The 16,118-nt window shown below is 59.1% G+C and carries 15 protein-coding genes; 3 read left to right on the top strand and 12 right to left on the bottom strand.

Features of this window, described 5'->3' with window-relative positions; genetic code table 11:
- Positions 1–58: 58 nt before the first annotated feature.
- Positions 59–982: a LysR family transcriptional regulator gene (locus AC1AX7_RS02500; protein ID WP_476508536.1), complete on the top strand. Its 924-nt coding sequence runs from the start codon at positions 59–61 to the stop codon at positions 980–982.
- A gap of 157 nt (positions 983–1,139) precedes the next feature.
- On the top strand, positions 1,140–2,444 hold the full coding sequence (locus AC1AX7_RS02495; protein ID WP_476508535.1) for a chloride channel protein: 1,305 nt from the start codon (positions 1,140–1,142) through the stop codon (positions 2,442–2,444).
- Positions 2,445–2,571: 127 nt separating this feature from the next.
- On the opposite strand, the gene pyrE is transcribed toward AC1AX7_RS02495, so the two are convergent.
- The 7 genes from pyrE to pyrB form a co-directional block, all read right to left on the bottom strand.
- The gene (gene pyrE, locus AC1AX7_RS02490; RefSeq protein ID WP_476508534.1) at positions 2,572–3,267 is read right to left on the bottom strand and encodes an orotate phosphoribosyltransferase; all 696 of its coding nucleotides are present in this window, start codon (positions 3,265–3,267) and stop codon (positions 2,572–2,574) included.
- A gap of 48 nt (positions 3,268–3,315) precedes the next feature.
- On the bottom strand, positions 3,316–4,272 hold the full coding sequence (locus AC1AX7_RS02485; protein WP_476508533.1) for a dihydroorotate dehydrogenase: 957 nt from the start codon (positions 4,270–4,272) through the stop codon (positions 3,316–3,318).
- A 1-nt stretch (position 4,273) separates the two neighbouring features.
- Positions 4,274–5,086, bottom strand: coding sequence for a dihydroorotate dehydrogenase electron transfer subunit (locus AC1AX7_RS02480; protein ID WP_476508532.1), 813 nt, complete (start codon positions 5,084–5,086; stop codon positions 4,274–4,276).
- 127 nt (positions 5,087–5,213) lie between these two features.
- Positions 5,214–6,176 (bottom strand): orotidine-5'-phosphate decarboxylase, encoded by a 963-nt coding sequence (pyrF, locus tag AC1AX7_RS02475; protein ID WP_476508531.1) that lies wholly within the window; start codon positions 6,174–6,176, stop codon positions 5,214–5,216.
- 67 nt (positions 6,177–6,243) lie between these two features.
- Positions 6,244–7,641: a dihydroorotase gene (locus AC1AX7_RS02470; RefSeq protein ID WP_476508530.1), complete on the bottom strand. Its 1,398-nt coding sequence runs from the start codon at positions 7,639–7,641 to the stop codon at positions 6,244–6,246.
- Positions 7,641–8,069, bottom strand: coding sequence for an aspartate carbamoyltransferase regulatory subunit (locus tag AC1AX7_RS02465; RefSeq protein WP_476508529.1), 429 nt, complete (start codon positions 8,067–8,069; stop codon positions 7,641–7,643). The genes AC1AX7_RS02470 and AC1AX7_RS02465 overlap by 1 nt, the downstream gene beginning before the upstream one ends.
- Positions 8,069–9,031, bottom strand: a complete 963-nt coding sequence (gene pyrB, locus AC1AX7_RS02460) for an aspartate carbamoyltransferase (RefSeq protein WP_476508679.1) — start codon at positions 9,029–9,031, stop codon at positions 8,069–8,071. Before pyrB ends, AC1AX7_RS02465 begins: the two co-directional genes overlap by 1 nt.
- Before the next feature lie 195 nt (positions 9,032–9,226).
- On the opposite strand from pyrB, the gene AC1AX7_RS02455 reads away from it, so the two are divergent.
- Positions 9,227–11,329, top strand: a complete 2,103-nt coding sequence (locus AC1AX7_RS02455) for an SWIM zinc finger family protein (RefSeq protein WP_476508528.1) — start codon at positions 9,227–9,229, stop codon at positions 11,327–11,329.
- Positions 11,330–11,486: 157 nt separating this feature from the next.
- Here AC1AX7_RS02455 and AC1AX7_RS02450 read toward each other — a convergent pair whose 3' ends face one another.
- From AC1AX7_RS02450 to AC1AX7_RS02430, 5 genes are all read right to left on the bottom strand, one after another.
- Entirely contained in the window at positions 11,487–12,170 is a 684-nt protein-coding gene (locus AC1AX7_RS02450; RefSeq protein ID WP_476508527.1) for an N-acetylmannosamine-6-phosphate 2-epimerase, read from the bottom strand.
- Positions 12,171–12,217: 47 nt separating this feature from the next.
- Positions 12,218–13,150: an ROK family protein gene (locus tag AC1AX7_RS02445; RefSeq protein ID WP_476508526.1), complete on the bottom strand. Its 933-nt coding sequence runs from the start codon at positions 13,148–13,150 to the stop codon at positions 12,218–12,220.
- Positions 13,151–13,179: 29 nt separating this feature from the next.
- On the bottom strand, positions 13,180–14,127 hold the full coding sequence (locus tag AC1AX7_RS02440) for a DUF4434 domain-containing protein (RefSeq protein WP_476508525.1): 948 nt from the start codon (positions 14,125–14,127) through the stop codon (positions 13,180–13,182).
- Positions 14,128–14,264: 137 nt separating this feature from the next.
- Positions 14,265–15,152, bottom strand: coding sequence for a carbohydrate ABC transporter permease (locus tag AC1AX7_RS02435; protein ID WP_476508524.1), 888 nt, complete (start codon positions 15,150–15,152; stop codon positions 14,265–14,267).
- On the bottom strand, positions 15,145–16,050 hold the full coding sequence (locus AC1AX7_RS02430; protein WP_476508523.1) for a carbohydrate ABC transporter permease: 906 nt from the start codon (positions 16,048–16,050) through the stop codon (positions 15,145–15,147). The genes AC1AX7_RS02435 and AC1AX7_RS02430 overlap by 8 nt, the downstream gene beginning before the upstream one ends.
- Positions 16,051–16,118: the final 68 nt, after the last annotated feature.

The raw sequence follows: 16,118 nt of genomic DNA, 5'->3' as shown, positions 1-16,118 counted from the left end.
GCACCGTATTCGGTGTCGGTTGGATGGCGTTGATATCGGCCGAGGAAGCGATACGTATATGACATTGCTGCAGTTGAGATACATCATCAAAATCGTCGAATGCGGATCGATGAACGAAGCCTCTCGCGAACTGTACGTGTCGCAGCCCGCGCTGAGCTCCGCCGTCAAGGAACTGGAGAACGAGCTGGGCATTGAGATCTTCACCCGCTCGTCGCAAGGCATCACCCTGACCATGGACGGCGTGGAATTCCTGACCTACGCCCGTCAGGTGCTCGACCAGGCGGCGCTGCTTGAGGAACGATACAAGAACGCGAAGCCGCGCAAACAGCTGTGTTCGGTGTCGACGCAGCACTACATGTTCGCCGTCGAAGCGTTCGTCGCCATGATCAACGAAAGCAGTTCCGACGAATACGAATTCACCATCCGCGAAACGCGCACACGCGACATCATCAACCAGGTTGCCGGCCTGCAGTCGGAAATCGGCATCCTGTATTTGTCGGATTTCAACAAGCATGTCATCGGCAAACTGCTGCGCGAAAAGCACGTCGATTTCCACCCGCTGTTCCGCGCCCCCCTGCACGTGTTCCTGTCGAAGACGAATCCGCTGGCCACACGGGACAAACTGACGATGGAGGATCTGAAACCGTATCCGTTCATCCAATACGAGCAGGGCGACGAAGGCAGTTTCTACTTCGCGGAAGAGGCGGTGTGGCCGGAATACTCCCCCAAACAGATCAACGTGACCGACCGCGCCACGATATTGAATTTCATCATCGGCCTGAACGGGTATACGGTGTGCACGGGCATCGACAACGGCGACCTGAACAACGAGAAGATCGTCACGGTGCCATTGGATTGCGATGAGACCATGTTGGTCGGCTGGATCGGCCATAGCCGCGCACGCCTGTCGCGGGAGGCGGAACGATATCTGCAGCAGCTGAAGACGGTGATCTCGTCGCACGGATACGGACTGATCGAATAGCCGAAGGCCGGCCCCGTCGCGCTTTCGGGATTATTCAAGGTGACGTCCAGCTTCCTTCAAAGACCGGTGATAGTGTCATAGCGACCGTATACGGCACGTAGCTGTATGCGGATCTCGCCGCAATGATGTCTCGACTCCGAAAGGACGGCTGTTCGCAATGATCGTCATGCAACGCGTCTGGAATGTTATGAAAACCGCCGCGGTCATCGTCGCGTTCAGCACGGTCATCGGCGTGATGTCATGGGCGTTTCTGTGGCTGATGCAGGAGGCGCTGCACCTGATCTGGCAGGTGCTGCCCGAGTTCCTGGGACTGCGGATCGGTCCGACCTGGCCGTTCTGGTTCACGCTTGCCGTCACTTTGGTCGGTGCCGTGGTATTGACGGTGAACGCCCGGTTCAACGACCGCAAAGTCCTGACTATGACGGAAGTGCTGGCGAAAATGCGCCGCGAGGGCTCCTATGAGAAAGGCCATGCCCCGGCATTGTTCGCGACGGCGCTGCTGCCGTTGGCCTTCGGCTCGTCGGTGGGGCCCGAAGCCGGTCTGACGAATGCGATCGCATCGTTCGCCACGCATTACAGCGCGCTGTTGAAACGTACCGTCACCCGCCTTCTGGCGACATGGCATGACGGCGGCAGCATCACATGGCACGACGTGACGGGCGGAGACTGGCGTTGCGACAACACCGACGGCGTGCCGGTCCTGTCGAAGCCGGTGAAGACCGTGACCTACGCTCTGGTCACCCTCTGCTCGATCGGCATATTCGCCGCGATGTCGTCGCTGTTCGGCGGTGGCATGACGATTCCCCGACTGCCGCGGATCGCATGGTCCTGGAACACGCTGGCATGGATCATCCCGTGCGTGCTTGCCGGCGTCGCAGCCGCGATGCTTTTCGTACAGTGCAACCGTGCCGTGGCGAAGATCGGACCGTGGTTCGACCGGCATGTGCTGCTGCGCCATATCGTCGTGGCCGTCGTGCTGGCCGCGGTCGCCGCGGTGGTGCCGTTCACGCTGTTTTCCGGCGAATCCGACCTGGACGATGCCGCCATGGGGTGGCGCGATTTGGGTTTGGGAATGATCGTGCTGCTGATCGTGGCGCGATGCGTGCTGACGCCGTTGTGCATCCGCTTCGGATGGTACGGAGGACAGTTCTTCCCGCTGATCTTCATCGGCGTGATGTCCGGATATGCGGTCGCATGCATTCCGCAGCTGACCGGCGCCGCCCCCGTCGATCCGGTGTTCTGCGCGGCCGTGTCGTCCGCTGCGATGCTGGGCGCCTACAACCGTAAGCCGTTGATGGCGACGCTGCTGATGATACTGGTCATGCCGTTGCCTGCGGTCGTCGTGCTATTGCCGGTCTCCTATGCGGTGAGCCTGATGCCGTTGCCCGCTTCGTTCGGTTTCATGCCGGCCAAGACGATGCGTAGGGCGTCGGCGAGGGCCGGGGCGGCGGAGACTGCATGACAGTGAATTGCGGATCGGCGTCATAGCAAACCCGATCCAAACATGACCGCCATGTCGAATGCGGCGGCCCGTACCGGTGATGCGTCATCGACATCATCGGTACGGGCCGCATCCGCATTGAAGGGCATCAGGCGCCGTACTGCGCCAGATAGGCGTCGGCGGCGGCGGCGATCTCATCGGTCACGTACGGCGTGCCGTCGGCGGTTTCGATCTGACGGCCGGCTTCGAAGATCTCGCGTACGTTCGCGATGGCGAACACCGGGAAGCCGAATTCCTGTTCGATGGCCTTCACCGCGGACATGTCGGAATCCTTCGTCTTCTCCATGCGGTCGACGGACAGCACCAGGCCGACGACTTCGACATCGGCTTCGGCCTTGAGCTTCGGAATCACTTCGCGTACCGCGGTGCCGGCGGTCATCACATCATCGACCAGCAGCACCTTCATGCCGTCGGCCAGCTGCGTGCCGACCATCATGCCGCCGTCGCCGTGATCCTTCTTCTCCTTGCGGTCGAAGGTGTAGCCGACCTGCATATCGTGCGCGGAAGTCAAAGCGATCGCGGTGGAGACGCCCAGCGGGATGCCCTTATAAGCCGGGCCGAAGACGGTGTCGATATCGGCCGGCAGCTTGCCCGCCTTGATCTCCTCGACGATCTTCTCCGCATAGAAGGCGCCCAATGCGGCGATCTTACGGCCGTCGTTGAACGCGCCGGCGTTGATGAAATATGGCGACTTGCGGCCGGATTTCAACGTGAACTCGCCGAATTTCAACGCGTTCGATTCCAGAAGGAACCGGGTGAAACGAATATCGAGGCTATCGGTCATTGGTTGTCCTTTCGTCAGATGACATGAATGATACCGCTGCGTATCGCGTCAGCGCCAGGTCTCCCCCCTGGCGAGCTTCGCCGCCAGTTCGGGGCGTTCGTCCAGCAGCACTTCCAATTCGTGGGCGATGCGCAGCGGCGCGATCGGATCGAACAGGGCCGCTGCGCCGACTTCGACGGCGTTCGCGCCGGCATACAGATATTCCAACGCCTTTTCACCGGAATCGATGCCGCCTATGCCGATGATCGGAACGGTCGGCAACGCCTGGCGCACACGCCACACGCAGGCCAGACCGATCGGCAGCACGGCCGGACCGGAAACGCCGCCGGTCACATGGTCGATGATCGGCTTGCCGGTGCGGTTGTTGATGCGCATGCCCATCAGCGTGTTGATCATGCTCAACGCGTCGGCGCCGGATTCCACGGCGGCACGCGCCGGAACGGTGATGTCGGTGACGTTCGGCGTGAGCTTGACGATCATCGGCTTGCTGGTGATCGCGCGCAGGCGGGCGATCAGCTTGCTCAAGGCAACCGGATCGGTGCCGACGCTCATGCCGCCGTGGCTCACGTTCGGGCAGCTCACATTGATCTCCAGCATGTCGGCCGGAGAATCATCCAATTTGGCGACGACTTCGGCATACTCGTCATCACTGTGGCCTGCGACGTTGGCGACGACGGTCGCGCCCGCAGCCTTCAGCTTCGGCAGATCGTCGACAAGATAATGGTCGACGCCGGGATTCTGCAGACCGACCGCGTTGACGTTGCTGGCCGGGCCTTCGGCGGTGCGCACGCCCGGATTGCCCTCCCACGGTACGGGAGACACGCCTTTGGTGCTTACCGCGCCCAATTGGGCCACATCATAGAACCAGCGGACCGCCGCATACTGGAACGTGCCGGAAGCGGTGCCCACCGGATTCTTCCAGGTGACGCCCGCCACCTGCGTGGAATGCCTCCATTCGTGCGGCTCATACAGGTTGACGACGGTATCGTTCATCGTTTCGCTCATTTCACTCACCCCATCCCAGCTGTTCGCGCGTGAACACGGGACCGTCCGAACAGACCTTCAAACGGCCGTCCACCGTGTCGACAGTGCACAGCACGCAAGTGCCGTACCCGCAGCCCATGCGCTGTTCGAGGCTCAGCTGGCACGGCAGGTCTCGCTTCGCCGCCCATTCGGCCACGGCCTTCATCATCGGCAGCGGGCCGCAGGAGAGAATGACAGGCTTGAGCTCGGCGCCCATCAGCTCATCCTCCAAACGGTCGAGCAGCGTGATGACGTTGCCCTCCGACTCGTCGATGCTGTGCACCGCATCGGCATAGCGGGCCACATACTCGTCGCCGAAATGCACGTTGCGATAGCCGAACGCCGCCGTGGCGGTCGAGCCTTCGACGCCGGCGAGATGCTGTGCGGCATAGACCAGCGGAGGCACGCCCAAACCGCCGGCGACCAGCACATAGTTGGCGGGCTGCCTCATATCGAAGGAACGACCCAGCGGGCCGAGCACGTCGATATGGTCGCCTGCACGAAGATCGGAGAACTCATCCGTGCCCTTGCCGACGACGGCGAACATCAGACTGACCTGGTCGTCGTCGACTTCGCTGACGCCGAACGGGCGCGGCATCGGCTTCAACGGGTCGGATGTGTAGACGTCGACGAACTGCGCCGGCTTGGCATGCTTCGCGATGTATTCGTCGCGGAACGTCAGCCGCCATACGCCGGCGGCAAGCTCGCGATTGTCGGTCACTTCCACGGTGCGACGGCTTGGAACGAATCCGGCCGCAAGCGCGTCCTCCGTGGTGGCTCGGAACGTGATGCTCATGGGTGGTGTCATCCTTATGAACGATTGCGATTTGATTGTGTCGGGAAGTGTCGGCGGCCGGCATTCGCAGTCGCCGACACCGGTGTGAAACGGATGCCGGCGCTATTCGCGCTGCGCATGCCGCGGATCAGTATGCGTTGACGCGCAGATCGTCACGCATGGCGATGGCGGCGTCACGCGCCGCGGAGGCGACCAGGTCAAGGGCCGAATCCGCACTCATCGATTCGCTGTATTCGCCGGTTCTCTTCCATGCGCCGATGATGCCGCGCGACGAATTGACGATCGCGCCGGAACCGTTGCGGTCGAACATGCCGGCCACGCCTGCTGCGGTGCCGCCCTGCGCGCCGTATCCGGGAACGAGGAAGAACGTGTGCGGCATGCGCGCGCGCAATGCGGCGCCCTCTTCCGGATGCGTCGCGCCGACCACGGCACCGACGCGTGAGTAGCCGCGCGAGCCGACGCCGCCGGAACCCCAGCCTTCCACCAGATCGGCCATGTGCTCATACACGCGCTTGCCGTCGGCCAATTCCAGCTCCTGCAGTTCGCTGCTGGAGGGATTCGACGTGCGCACAAGCACGAACACATCCTTGTCTGTGGCTTCGGCCGCGTCGACGAACGGCGTGATGCCGTCGGTGCCCAGATACGGGTTGACGGTCAGCGCGTCCTCGTGCCATGGGTCGAAAACGCTCTCCCCCGCGTTCACGCCGCTCAAATGATGGGCGTATGCGGCCGCGGTGGAACCGATATCGCCTCGCTTGGCGTCGCCCAACACATACAGTCCCTGCTGCTGCGCGTATTCGCAGGTCATCGTATAGGCGTCGACGCCTGCCGGGCCGAGCGCCTCATACATGGCGATCTGCGGTTTGACGGCCGGCACGACGTCGGCGACGGCGTCGATGATCGCACGGTTGAATTCGAAGAAGGCGACGGCCAGCTGTGCTGCGGGCGCCTCACCGGGGTCTTCGACCTGTTCGGCGATTTCGTCGGCGAAGGATGCCACCACTTGCGGCGGCACCAAAGCTTCGGTCGGGTCGAGTCCGACGACGCTCGGATTCTGCTTGGATTCGATGGCTTCGATCAGACGATCCATGATTGTCCTTTCGGATTCGGGTCAGATATCGGTCAGATACGGTTGCGGTCATGCGGTTTGATGGATTTCACACGCGCGAGAAGGCGAGCTTGCCTCCGATGACGGTGGCAAGCGGACGTCCGGTGACCTTCCATCCGCCGAACGGCGTATTGCGCGCGGAGGAACGGAACCGGTCGGGGTCGACGGTCCATTCCTCCGCTGGGTTCAGCACGACCAGGTCGGCGGTTTCGGCTCCGGCGGCATCGTTCAGATCAAGCACGCGCGTTTCGCCATTGCCGTCAGCCTTTTCGCCGCCGAGCAACGCCGTGATGTCGGTGGTGGCGTGCCCCATCAGCTTCGCCGGTTCGGTCGACATCAGTTCGATCAGACGCTGGTCGGAAATATGGCCGCCGTCAACCAGGATCCTGTGGCATACGCCGTACGCGCATTCCAATCCGATGATGCCGTTCGGCGCTTCAAGGAATCCCAGCGCCTTCTCCTCCAACGTGTGCGGCGCATGATCGGTGGCCAGCAGGTCGACCGTGCCGTCGGCCACGGCGGCGATCGTCGCCAGACGATCGGCTTCGCTGCGCAGCGGCGGATTCATCTTCGCCAACGTGCCGTATTCGAGCAACGCCTCATCGCACAACGCGATGTAATGCGGCGCGGTCTCGCAGGTGATCGGCAATCCTTCGGCCTTCGCCTTGCGGATCGCATCAAACGAGATCGCCGTGCTGACATGCTGGAAATGCACGTGCACGCCGGTTTTGCGCGCCATTTCGATATCGCGTTCGACGATGCGCAGCTCCGTATCCTCGGGAATGCCGGGGACGCCCAGCTCACGCGACACCGGCCCTTCATTGACGGCGCCCGTGTCATGATGCTCGCAATGCTCGATCAGATACAGGCCGGTCTCTTTGAGATTGGCGAACACCTGGTCGAGGATCCGCGGCGTCACTGCGGCGCCGTCATCGCTCATCGCGGTCACGGGATGAGCCAACTGCGCGTCATCCTTGGACGTTTCGTCGACACCCCGCATGTAACGACGCCAATCGGCCGGGTCGGAAGCCTCGGATCCCGCGCGATCCTTCGAAGCGCTCACGCACAGGTCGTATCGCACCGGCAGGGTGACGCCGTGGACCTGCTCGTAATGCTGCAGATAGTCGATGACGTTGTCGTAGCCTGCCTTCGTCACTTCTTCGGCGCCCGGCTCGTCGGCGTCGATCGTGTCGCCGTCCATCGCGGGCAGCGTGTTCGGCATGATCAGCACATTCGTGTAACCGCCGGAAGCGGCCGCCGCGCAGCCGGAAACCATCGACTCCTTGTAGGTCTGGCCCGGATCGCGGAAATGCACGTGCGGATCCTCCAAACCCGGAGCGACCGTCATGCCGGAAGCGTCGACGTCACGCGTCTCGTCGGCGGGAACGACCAGATCGATGACCTCGCCGGTATCCCACACCGTAATGCCGTGCAGGGTGAGCGCCATCAGAACTTCGCCTCCTCATCGCAGTAATCGCAGCGGTATTCCTGGCGTTCCGTATGCATCAGGTGGAACATCTGGTCGATGCCGCGTTCGGTCGTGGTCACGCAACGCGGGTTCGCGCATTTGATGATGTTGACCACATGCTCAGGCAGGGTCGGCTGCTTCTTCTCGACGATCTTGCCTTCGCGCACGATGCCGACGGTCGCCTGGCGGGCGATCAGGCCGAGCACGTCAAGGTCGATGGTGTCCGCGCTGGATTCGTCTTCGATTTTGATGATGTCCTTCGTGCCGTACAGGTGGCTGTTCGTGTTCATGATCAGGGCGAGCTTGGTCTTCGCCGGATTGATCTTCAGATATTCCAACACCTTCAACGCGGTGCCGGCCGGCACATGGTCGATGATGATGCCGTTGTGGATGCTGGTGACTTCCATCAGGCCTGGACCTCCTTGGCTTCGAGCGGTTCATATCCCGGCAGTTCGTCGCCGAGCACGGTGCTTTCCAACGCCATGCGCATCAGCATGCCGTTCTTGACCTGTTCGAAATAGGCGGCGCGCGGATCGTCGTCGACCTCGACGGCGATTTCGTTGACGCGCGGCAGCGGGTGCAGCACGGCCATGTCCGGCTTCGCCAACGCCATCTTGTCTTCGTCGAGGATGTAGGTGTCGCGCAGACGCAGATAGTCGTCCTCGTTGAAGAAGCGTTCCTTCTGCACGCGGGTCATGTACAGCACATCCAGGTCGCCGATCACGGAAACCAGGTCACGCACTTCCGTATAGGAGCAGGACGGCGTCGCGTCGATGCGGTCGAGCACATACTGCGGGGTCTTCAGCTCGTCCGGGCTGATCAGCACGAAGTTCACGTTGCCGAAACGGCACAGCGTTTCGATCAGCGAATGCACGGTGCGGCCGAACGTCAGATCGCCGCACAGGCCGACGGTCAGGTTATCGACGCGGCCGAAACGCGACTGCAGCGTGGCCAGATCGGCGAGCGTCTGCGTCGGATGCATGTGGCCGCCGTCGCCCGCGTTGATCACCGGGACGCCGGCCGCGCGGGATGCGACCAGAGCGGCGCCCTCCTTCGGATGACGGATCGCGACGACATCAACGTAATTGGACACGGTCTTCAACGTGTCGGCAATGGATTCGCCCTTGGTCACGGAGGCGAGCTGCGCGCCGGCAAAACCGATCACCTTGCCGCCGAGGCGCAGCATTGCGGTTTCGAAGCTCAGGCGGGTACGCGTGCTCGGCTCATAAAACAAAGTGGCGAGCACCCTGCCATCACAGGTGTGCGCCACTTCCTTACGATGAGAATCAATGTATTGCGCCTTATGCAGAAGATCTTGGATCTGCGGAACGGACAAATCATCAAGCGTGATGACGCTTTTACCGATCATCGGCGTTTCGACTGCCGAAACGTGTTCAGAGGACAACGGCTCACCTTTCATGCAACTTGTGGTTGAAGGTGGCCACCTGAAGTGACCTAGCCAACTATAGACCACAAACGGGACGCCCCGGTTCACCGCGTGTTCATTTGCGCCATCGCCGGCGTATCGCCGGAAAAACGGCGGAAAACGCGCTAATCTCGGATTATGACATTGCCCGCCAAACCGCGACTCGTCCGTTTCGAAACGATGTTCGATTCCACGCCGGCGATACTCGGCCGCGCATTCGAATATTGGGGTTCCGGGTTCGTGTCGGCAGTCGAACAGGTCGCGCCGAACCTGTTCCATGCGAGCGTCGCGGGCAGCGAATCCAACGATTACGACGTCGACATCCGCCTCGACGATGAACTGCATATCCTGTCGGCCGCCTGCACCTGCCCATACAAGAAAACGCCGTATTGCAAGCATGTGGGCGCGGTGTTGTATGCGATGCGCGAAGACGGATCGGGCGGCGGGCACAACCCCGCCGGCGGCGCGCTGCCCGGCATCGAGCCGCGCGAAAGCGGCGAACGCGCCCAGCGGCCAGACCGAGAAAACGCGCGCATCATACTGGCGAAAACCGTCCATGATCCCGTGATGCAAAGCCTCAGGCGATGCATCGATGAGTCCGATGGCGAGCATCCGCTTTTCCTCTGGTCCGAAAAAAGCCTGGAAGTCGCGCGCGGCTTCAACGATCCCTCGCAGCCGGAACAGACGCTGATCAATTTCGGAAACATCTTCCCCATCATCGTGTCGGCCTTCAACACATTCCTTGACATGTATGGCGAGGGCAAGGCCAGCCCATATAATCCGCAATGCATGAAAGACGTCGAAACCGCGCTTTCCGGCGTGTGCATGGTCGCCGACAACGCCCTGCAATCACGGCGATATGCGGACGCCTGCAACAATCTCGCCTCCTGCGTCTACGCCACGCAACGATTCCTGGACGAAACCTTCGAAGGGGCGACGGAAGCCGACCGGTACGTCGACATTCTGATCGGGCAGACACGATGCTATATGGAAAACGTCGCGCGATACGCGGATTCCGCCACCGCCGGCGCCGCATTGGAACCGCTGCTCAAAGCGGCGTTCTCGGCGCGCATGCGTTTCGGCAATCCCGTCGGCGGCGCGCTGCTGATCGCAGGCGCACTCGCATACGCGCGGCACCCCGACAAAACGCTATGGGCATACGATGCGATCGAAACCGCAGTGGAACGCACCTGCCCCAGGCACGACGACGAATTGGAGGCTGAATGCCTGATCGCTCCGCAGCGGATCATGCATCAATTCCTGCGGATGGCACAATACGACCTCTATCGTCTGGCGGAAGACGAAGCAGGCTGCGAACGCCTCTGGCATGAACAATCGCAGGACGGGCCGCTGACATTGATGCACGTCGCCGAACTGCTGCGAGACCGCCGATACATGGACGCCCATGCGGTGGCCTCCGATTTTCTGCGCAACGTCGACGATATGCAGCATGAGGACCGCCGCATCATGCGCAACGGCATCTTCCCCGAAGCGCTGCCGCACGGCTGGCACACCATATTGGAAGCCTGCGCGGAGGGAGCACAGGATGCGACGGCATTGATCGACGTATACCGCCACTACATCGTGCACTGCGATTTCGATACGGAATCGGAAGCCGTGTATGTGCGGAAGCTGCGTGCTTTGGTGAAGCGAGTCTCTTTCGCCGAATACAGGCAAGCCCATGCCGCTGACATTGCGGCAGGCGACGCCGATGCCGCCGCACGGCTGCATGCCGAGGCAAAGGCCGCCTCCGAACAGGCATGGCGCGAACAGGTGAAATCATTGGCGCGTGAATGCGCCGAAGAGGTCGCCCGTCGCATGAAGGCGGGGCCGGCGTGGGTGAAGGAGAACCACGCGGACCACAATATGTGGCGCAACCGCGCGTATGAGGAGCTGATCGCCAGCGAATCCCTTTCCGATGATGCGGTCGCCTATTGCGCAATCGTCGACTACCCGCCGATGGCGTTGCTGAAGGCGATGGCGAAGGAACACCCCGACAAGGCGAAGCAGGTGATCGAGGACGCGCTGCCGCTTGGCGCATTGGATGCGAAGATGACGACATCATGCGGCGGCCGCCGTGGCATGTCGACGGAGCGCTACGTGTACCGGCAGGTCGCCAAACAGATTCGCCGCTGCGCCTCCGTACTCGGCGACGCCGCCGCGCGCGATCTGGCCAAGAGGATTCTCGCGCAATACCCCCGCCGTAAGGCGCTGCGCGAGGAATTGGAGTTCATATTGTAAACGCCGCCGCATCTGAGTCCAAGCTGGGATATCGAAACTATCATCGATGCCGGAGCATAATCAAACATGTACAGAGTTTGGACGTTATTTGATGAGGGAGCATTGCTGTATTGCAGATTTTGCGGAAAGACAATGCTCCCTTACTGACATTACAGTGTCATACTGAAACATTATGCACAGCGGCCGCATACCAACGGGTGATACGCATGGGATGAGTGATCGCTGTACCAACGACCACCGACCAAGCGCCATAACGAATTGCCTGGGCAGCATCTTGTGGACTGTGAATCCTGCCTTCGCAAATCACAGGGGTATCGTCACATTCTTCGACCATTTGCTGTAGCAATTCCCAGTCAGGACCTGCAGTCATCTTGCGGTCGGGGGTATATCCAGCCAATGTAGTGGAAACAATATCAAAGCCAAGATCAGCAGATCGTTTTGCATCATCGAGGCAACCACAGTCAGCCATAAGCGTCAGACCATTGTCCTTCAGTTCCTTGACGGTTTCCTCGAGACTTCGTCCGTCGCGTCGCAAACGATTCGTAGCGTCCATCGCTACGATGTCCGCGCCCGCTTCATAACAGGCGCGCGCATGGTGAGCGGAAGGCGTGATATAAACGCCATCTTCTCCGTCCTTCCAGAGGCCGATGACTGGAATGGACACAGCGTTCTTTACGGCACTGATATCGCTCAGACCCTGACAGCGGATGGCGCAAGAGCCGCCCAGTTGTGCAGATAATGCAATTTGCGCCATGGTTTCCGGATGCCGCATGGGCTCCCCTGGATATGCTTGGCAACTCACAATGAGTTGGCCGTGCATCGACTGGATAATTTCATTCATTGTGACACCTTCAACTCTCATAGGCCGAAATGTGTGTGATTGCGTAATCACGACAGCAACGGCCAGATAGCTCCTAGTAATGGGGCGTCGTCTGCCAATGTTCCCATTTGCAGGGGGACATTGCGTACGACGTCCATTGCTTGTTCCTCATAGCCCTCCTTGACGCCATTCATCCATTGCGCTCCCGCGGAACATACCGAACCGGACAGCACTATGAGATCGGGATCGAATGCATTGGCCAACGATCCCAGCACATCGCCTAGGGCTTTGCCTGAATCATGCAAGGTTCGGATTGCCTCGGTATCGCCGTTTGCGGCACGCTTGGAAAGTTCGGCTCCGCTGACAATCTCACCGGTACGGTGTTCGTGCAATCGTGTCAGTCCGCTGCCGGAAGATACGCTTTCCACATGGCCCATGCGGCCACAGGAGCACAACTCCTCCACGGCAAGCGGATGTTGTATATGACCGATATGTCCACCGGCTCCATGCGCACCGCGGAGTACGTCGCCATGCGTCACCATCGCGCCGCCCAGTCCTGTACCTACCGCGGCCAGCAACATCGAATCGTAGCCACGGCCCGATCCCCAATGCGCCTCACCTAAAGCATGGGCATGCACGTCGCCTGTGACCTGAATCGGTAAGTCAAATGTATTATGCAGCTCTGGTCCAAGGGCGATGCCGCCCCATCCGGGCATTAAAGCCGTGGCCGATGCAATGCTGCCGTCAACCGCCACAACGCCGGCGGATGCCACGGCGATGCCAGCGGGATGCATGCCCTTATTTGTAGCTATATCGATCAGCGATCTGACCTGGTGTTTGACTGTTGCCAGTACGCTCTTGCCGCCGGCTGCGGCATTAGTATCAACACGTTCACGTTGCAGAAACTGGGGCGACGCAATATGCCCCATATCGATGAGTGCTCCGGAAATCTTGGTGCCACCGATATCCAGCGCGATATAAACACGTGTCCCAGTTTCCATATCAAATCCTTTCGAATTTACGATGCGAATTACAGCGCACGATGTTCTCCATTGAGATATTCTTGATATCGGGCGTACAACGACCGGGCCGACGGCCACATCGAATTCGGAGACAGGAAGTGCGAGAATTCGAAACAAATCGCCTTGTCGACCAAACCTTCGGCCGAAGTGAGCTTATGAATGAGTTTGCGCCATTCAATCGGCGGGAACTTAATTGGCATATCCCGGTCAAATGTTTCCACATTGGTCCACAATGTAATGCCATGCTTGTCGGCGAGTTCGCGCATCTCGTGCAGCGTGCCGGGCAAATCGGTCTCATACACCGTGCCATCCTGGAATGCGGCGACATCTACCAAACCGGAATACGCCTCGAAGATTTCATCCCACTGCGTCACGATTTCATCCAGAGAGCGCGGAGACGGCCCAGGCAGCGACCAACCCATATTCATGTCGTATCGTCCCAGCCAATATGGGCTGGAGAGTACCGGAAGGTTTGCTGTTTCCTTGCACAACGTAGCCAGCGCGCGGTTAAGCTCAATGATGCGTTGCCCCGAATCGTAGGTCTCATGAGGTAGATACCAACCGGCGAATGACTTATGATGCCCGTACTTCTTCCAGACTTCCGGAATATAGTCGCGGTTGAATTCGACCTCGCCCTTCCAGTCATTACGGTTCCAACACACGCCAGAATCGTAGAGACCAAAATAAAACTTGATATCGCGTTCGTCGGCCAGTGTCATGAACAGTTCCGGCATATCCATATAGACCGGAATCGTATTCACTCTCGAATTGATGACCTCGGATTTATGGGACATGCGTGGGCCCCAGCCCGATCGAATTAGAATCGTCGTATCGATGCCGGTTCTGACGAAGGTGTCGAATTCGCGGGTCCATTCCTCGATTCCCCAATTGTGTCCGGCGATGTCGCAGGTCACTTCGTCAAGAAACGTGCCAGTAATGCGCAGCGGTTTGATCATTGCATGCTCCTTTGCATAATTTCGCACAATCGTGCGTCTAATAGTCAAGGTTGTTGATCGCGTCGGAATGTCACTAGGAATATCGGCGCGAATATGTGTTTGTGTTGCGCGGTCATATCATGGCTGCCGTGTCAGAATTATGCTTTCAGACCTCCCACTGTTGCGCCTTCAACGAAGAACTTCTGCCCGAAGACAAAAAGAATGAATGTCGGAACTGTGAAAATTGAGCAGGCGGCCATCAGCGGAGCCCAATTCGTGCCATGGCTGGAGAAGAACGAATACATTCCCATCGACAGCGTGTACAAATCATCGTCGCGAAGATAAATTAATGGTCCCATGAAGTCAGTCCATGTGGAAACGAACTGGAACAGTGCCACGGTGATTACGGAGGACTTGGCCATCGGCATGATGATCGTGAACAGAATACGCAGTTCGCCGGCGCCATCCAGTCGAGCGGCTTCGATGTATTCAGTCGGAATCGTCATGAAGAACTGGCGAAGCATGTAGATGTAGAACGGTGATCCGAAGAACAATGGGATGATCAGCGGCCAGAACGTTCCGACCAGATGCAGACGGTCCCACATGACGTACACAGGAATTAGCGTAATCTGGCTAGGCAGCATCATGGTGGCCAACACGAGGAAGGTTACGACCTTTCGCCCTTTCCAGCGCAGCTTCGATAGTGAATACGCCACAATCGGGCAGATAATTACAACGGCTGCGACGTTGAATGCCACGAGCGCGAGCGTGTTGCTCAGATACTTCATTAGCGGTATCTGTTCAAATGCGGAGATGTAATTCGAAAAGTCGATGTGCTCTGGAAATAGGGAATGACCGACTTCATTCGCCGGAGTCAGCGAAGTCGCCAACATGACGACCAGAGGCATACCAAAAAGTAGGATGATGCCCAGAATCGCCAGCATTGACAGCATTCTGACGCGTACTTTTCGCAAGGATTCCCAGTCGTGAGATCGAACTGCTGCAAACTCGGTGGCTTGGCGCTGGACGCGAGTGGTCTTACGCATTTTCCTCCACCTCCCTTGTCATGTACAGGATGATGCCAGTGAGAATCAATGCCAGGATGAACATAATCCATCCCAGAGCGGAGGCATAACCCATCTTGAAGTAAGAGAATGCATTCTGATACAGATACACTGCATATGTCAGCCAAGTATTGTCTGGACCGCCGACGGACATATTGAATCCGCCAGATCCAAGCAAATATGGAATTGTGAAGTTCTGCAGACCGCCCAGCAAACCGGCGATCAGCTGGAACACGGTAACCGGCATGATCGCGGGCCATGTGACATGGATAAACTTTCCCCAAGCGTTGCAGCCATCCAGTTCCGCGGCCTCATAGAGGTCAACAGACACGCCTTTCAGCGCGGCCAGGTAAATGACTGTGGTACCACCTACGGTCCACAAGCTAATCAGAATGACGGCAGGCCGAGTCCAAGCCGGATCGAGCAGCCAGTTAGGTGCGGGAATGTGAAGGAAACCCAGAATCTGATTGATTAGGCCATAGCGGCCATTGAACATCCATCGCCACAGGAACGAGACCACGACCGCCGGGATGATGGCCGGCATATAGGCAAGTGCGGTGGTGACACCCTTAAGAGGTGCGTGCTTGAGGTTCAGAATCAAAGCCGTTGCCAGCGCGAAGGCTAGGCCAAGTGGAACTCCGATAAAGGTGAGGTATGCGGTGTTCTCCAAAGATCGATAAAACAGCGGGTCAGAAAAGATTTCCTTGAAATTGCGAAGACCAACCCATTTAGGTGACTGCATGATATTGAAATCGGTGAAGGAATAGTACAGCGACGCTACCATAGGAATGCCAGTGAACACCGTAAATCCAATAATATACGGCGCGGCGAAGACTTTACCCCAGCCTGATTCCCGCAGAATCCCCTTATGCTTGTGCATGTTTAATCCTTTCGTGAAGATGACGGCCCGAAATATCTCGGGCCGTCATCAGCCGCGAGATCGGCGGA

The organism is Bifidobacterium sp. LH_449, assembly GCF_056356755.1.
The sequence above is the reverse complement of the archived record's forward strand: the minus strand, read 5'-3'. Positions and strand labels throughout refer to the sequence as shown.

Excerpts from the sequence above, each read along its gene's own strand:
- AC1AX7_RS02500 (WP_476508536.1), top strand. The coding sequence starts at position 59 with ATGACATTGCTGCAGTTGAGATACATCATCAAAATCGTCGAATGCGGA.
- AC1AX7_RS02495 (WP_476508535.1), top strand. The coding sequence starts at position 1,140 with ATGATCGTCATGCAACGCGTCTGGAATGTTATGAAAACCGCCGCGGTC.
- pyrE (WP_476508534.1), bottom strand. The coding sequence starts at position 3,267 with ATGACCGATAGCCTCGATATTCGTTTCACCCGGTTCCTTCTGGAATCG.
- AC1AX7_RS02485 (WP_476508533.1), bottom strand. The coding sequence starts at position 4,272 with ATGAGCGAAACGATGAACGATACCGTCGTCAACCTGTATGAGCCGCAC.
- AC1AX7_RS02480 (WP_476508532.1), bottom strand. The coding sequence starts at position 5,086 with ATGAGCATCACGTTCCGAGCCACCACGGAGGACGCGCTTGCGGCCGGA.
- pyrF (WP_476508531.1), bottom strand. The coding sequence starts at position 6,176 with ATGGATCGTCTGATCGAAGCCATCGAATCCAAGCAGAATCCGAGCGTC.
- AC1AX7_RS02470 (WP_476508530.1), bottom strand. The coding sequence starts at position 7,641 with ATGGCGCTCACCCTGCACGGCATTACGGTGTGGGATACCGGCGAGGTC.
- AC1AX7_RS02465 (WP_476508529.1), bottom strand. The coding sequence starts at position 8,069 with ATGGAAGTCACCAGCATCCACAACGGCATCATCATCGACCATGTGCCG.
- pyrB (WP_476508679.1), bottom strand. The coding sequence starts at position 9,031 with ATGATCGGTAAAAGCGTCATCACGCTTGATGATTTGTCCGTTCCGCAG.
- AC1AX7_RS02455 (WP_476508528.1), top strand. The coding sequence starts at position 9,227 with ATGACATTGCCCGCCAAACCGCGACTCGTCCGTTTCGAAACGATGTTC.
- AC1AX7_RS02450 (WP_476508527.1), bottom strand. The coding sequence starts at position 12,170 with ATGAATGAAATTATCCAGTCGATGCACGGCCAACTCATTGTGAGTTGC.
- AC1AX7_RS02445 (WP_476508526.1), bottom strand. The coding sequence starts at position 13,150 with ATGGAAACTGGGACACGTGTTTATATCGCGCTGGATATCGGTGGCACC.
- AC1AX7_RS02440 (WP_476508525.1), bottom strand. The coding sequence starts at position 14,127 with ATGATCAAACCGCTGCGCATTACTGGCACGTTTCTTGACGAAGTGACC.
- AC1AX7_RS02435 (WP_476508524.1), bottom strand. The coding sequence starts at position 15,152 with ATGCGTAAGACCACTCGCGTCCAGCGCCAAGCCACCGAGTTTGCAGCA.
- AC1AX7_RS02430 (WP_476508523.1), bottom strand. The coding sequence starts at position 16,050 with ATGCACAAGCATAAGGGGATTCTGCGGGAATCAGGCTGGGGTAAAGTC.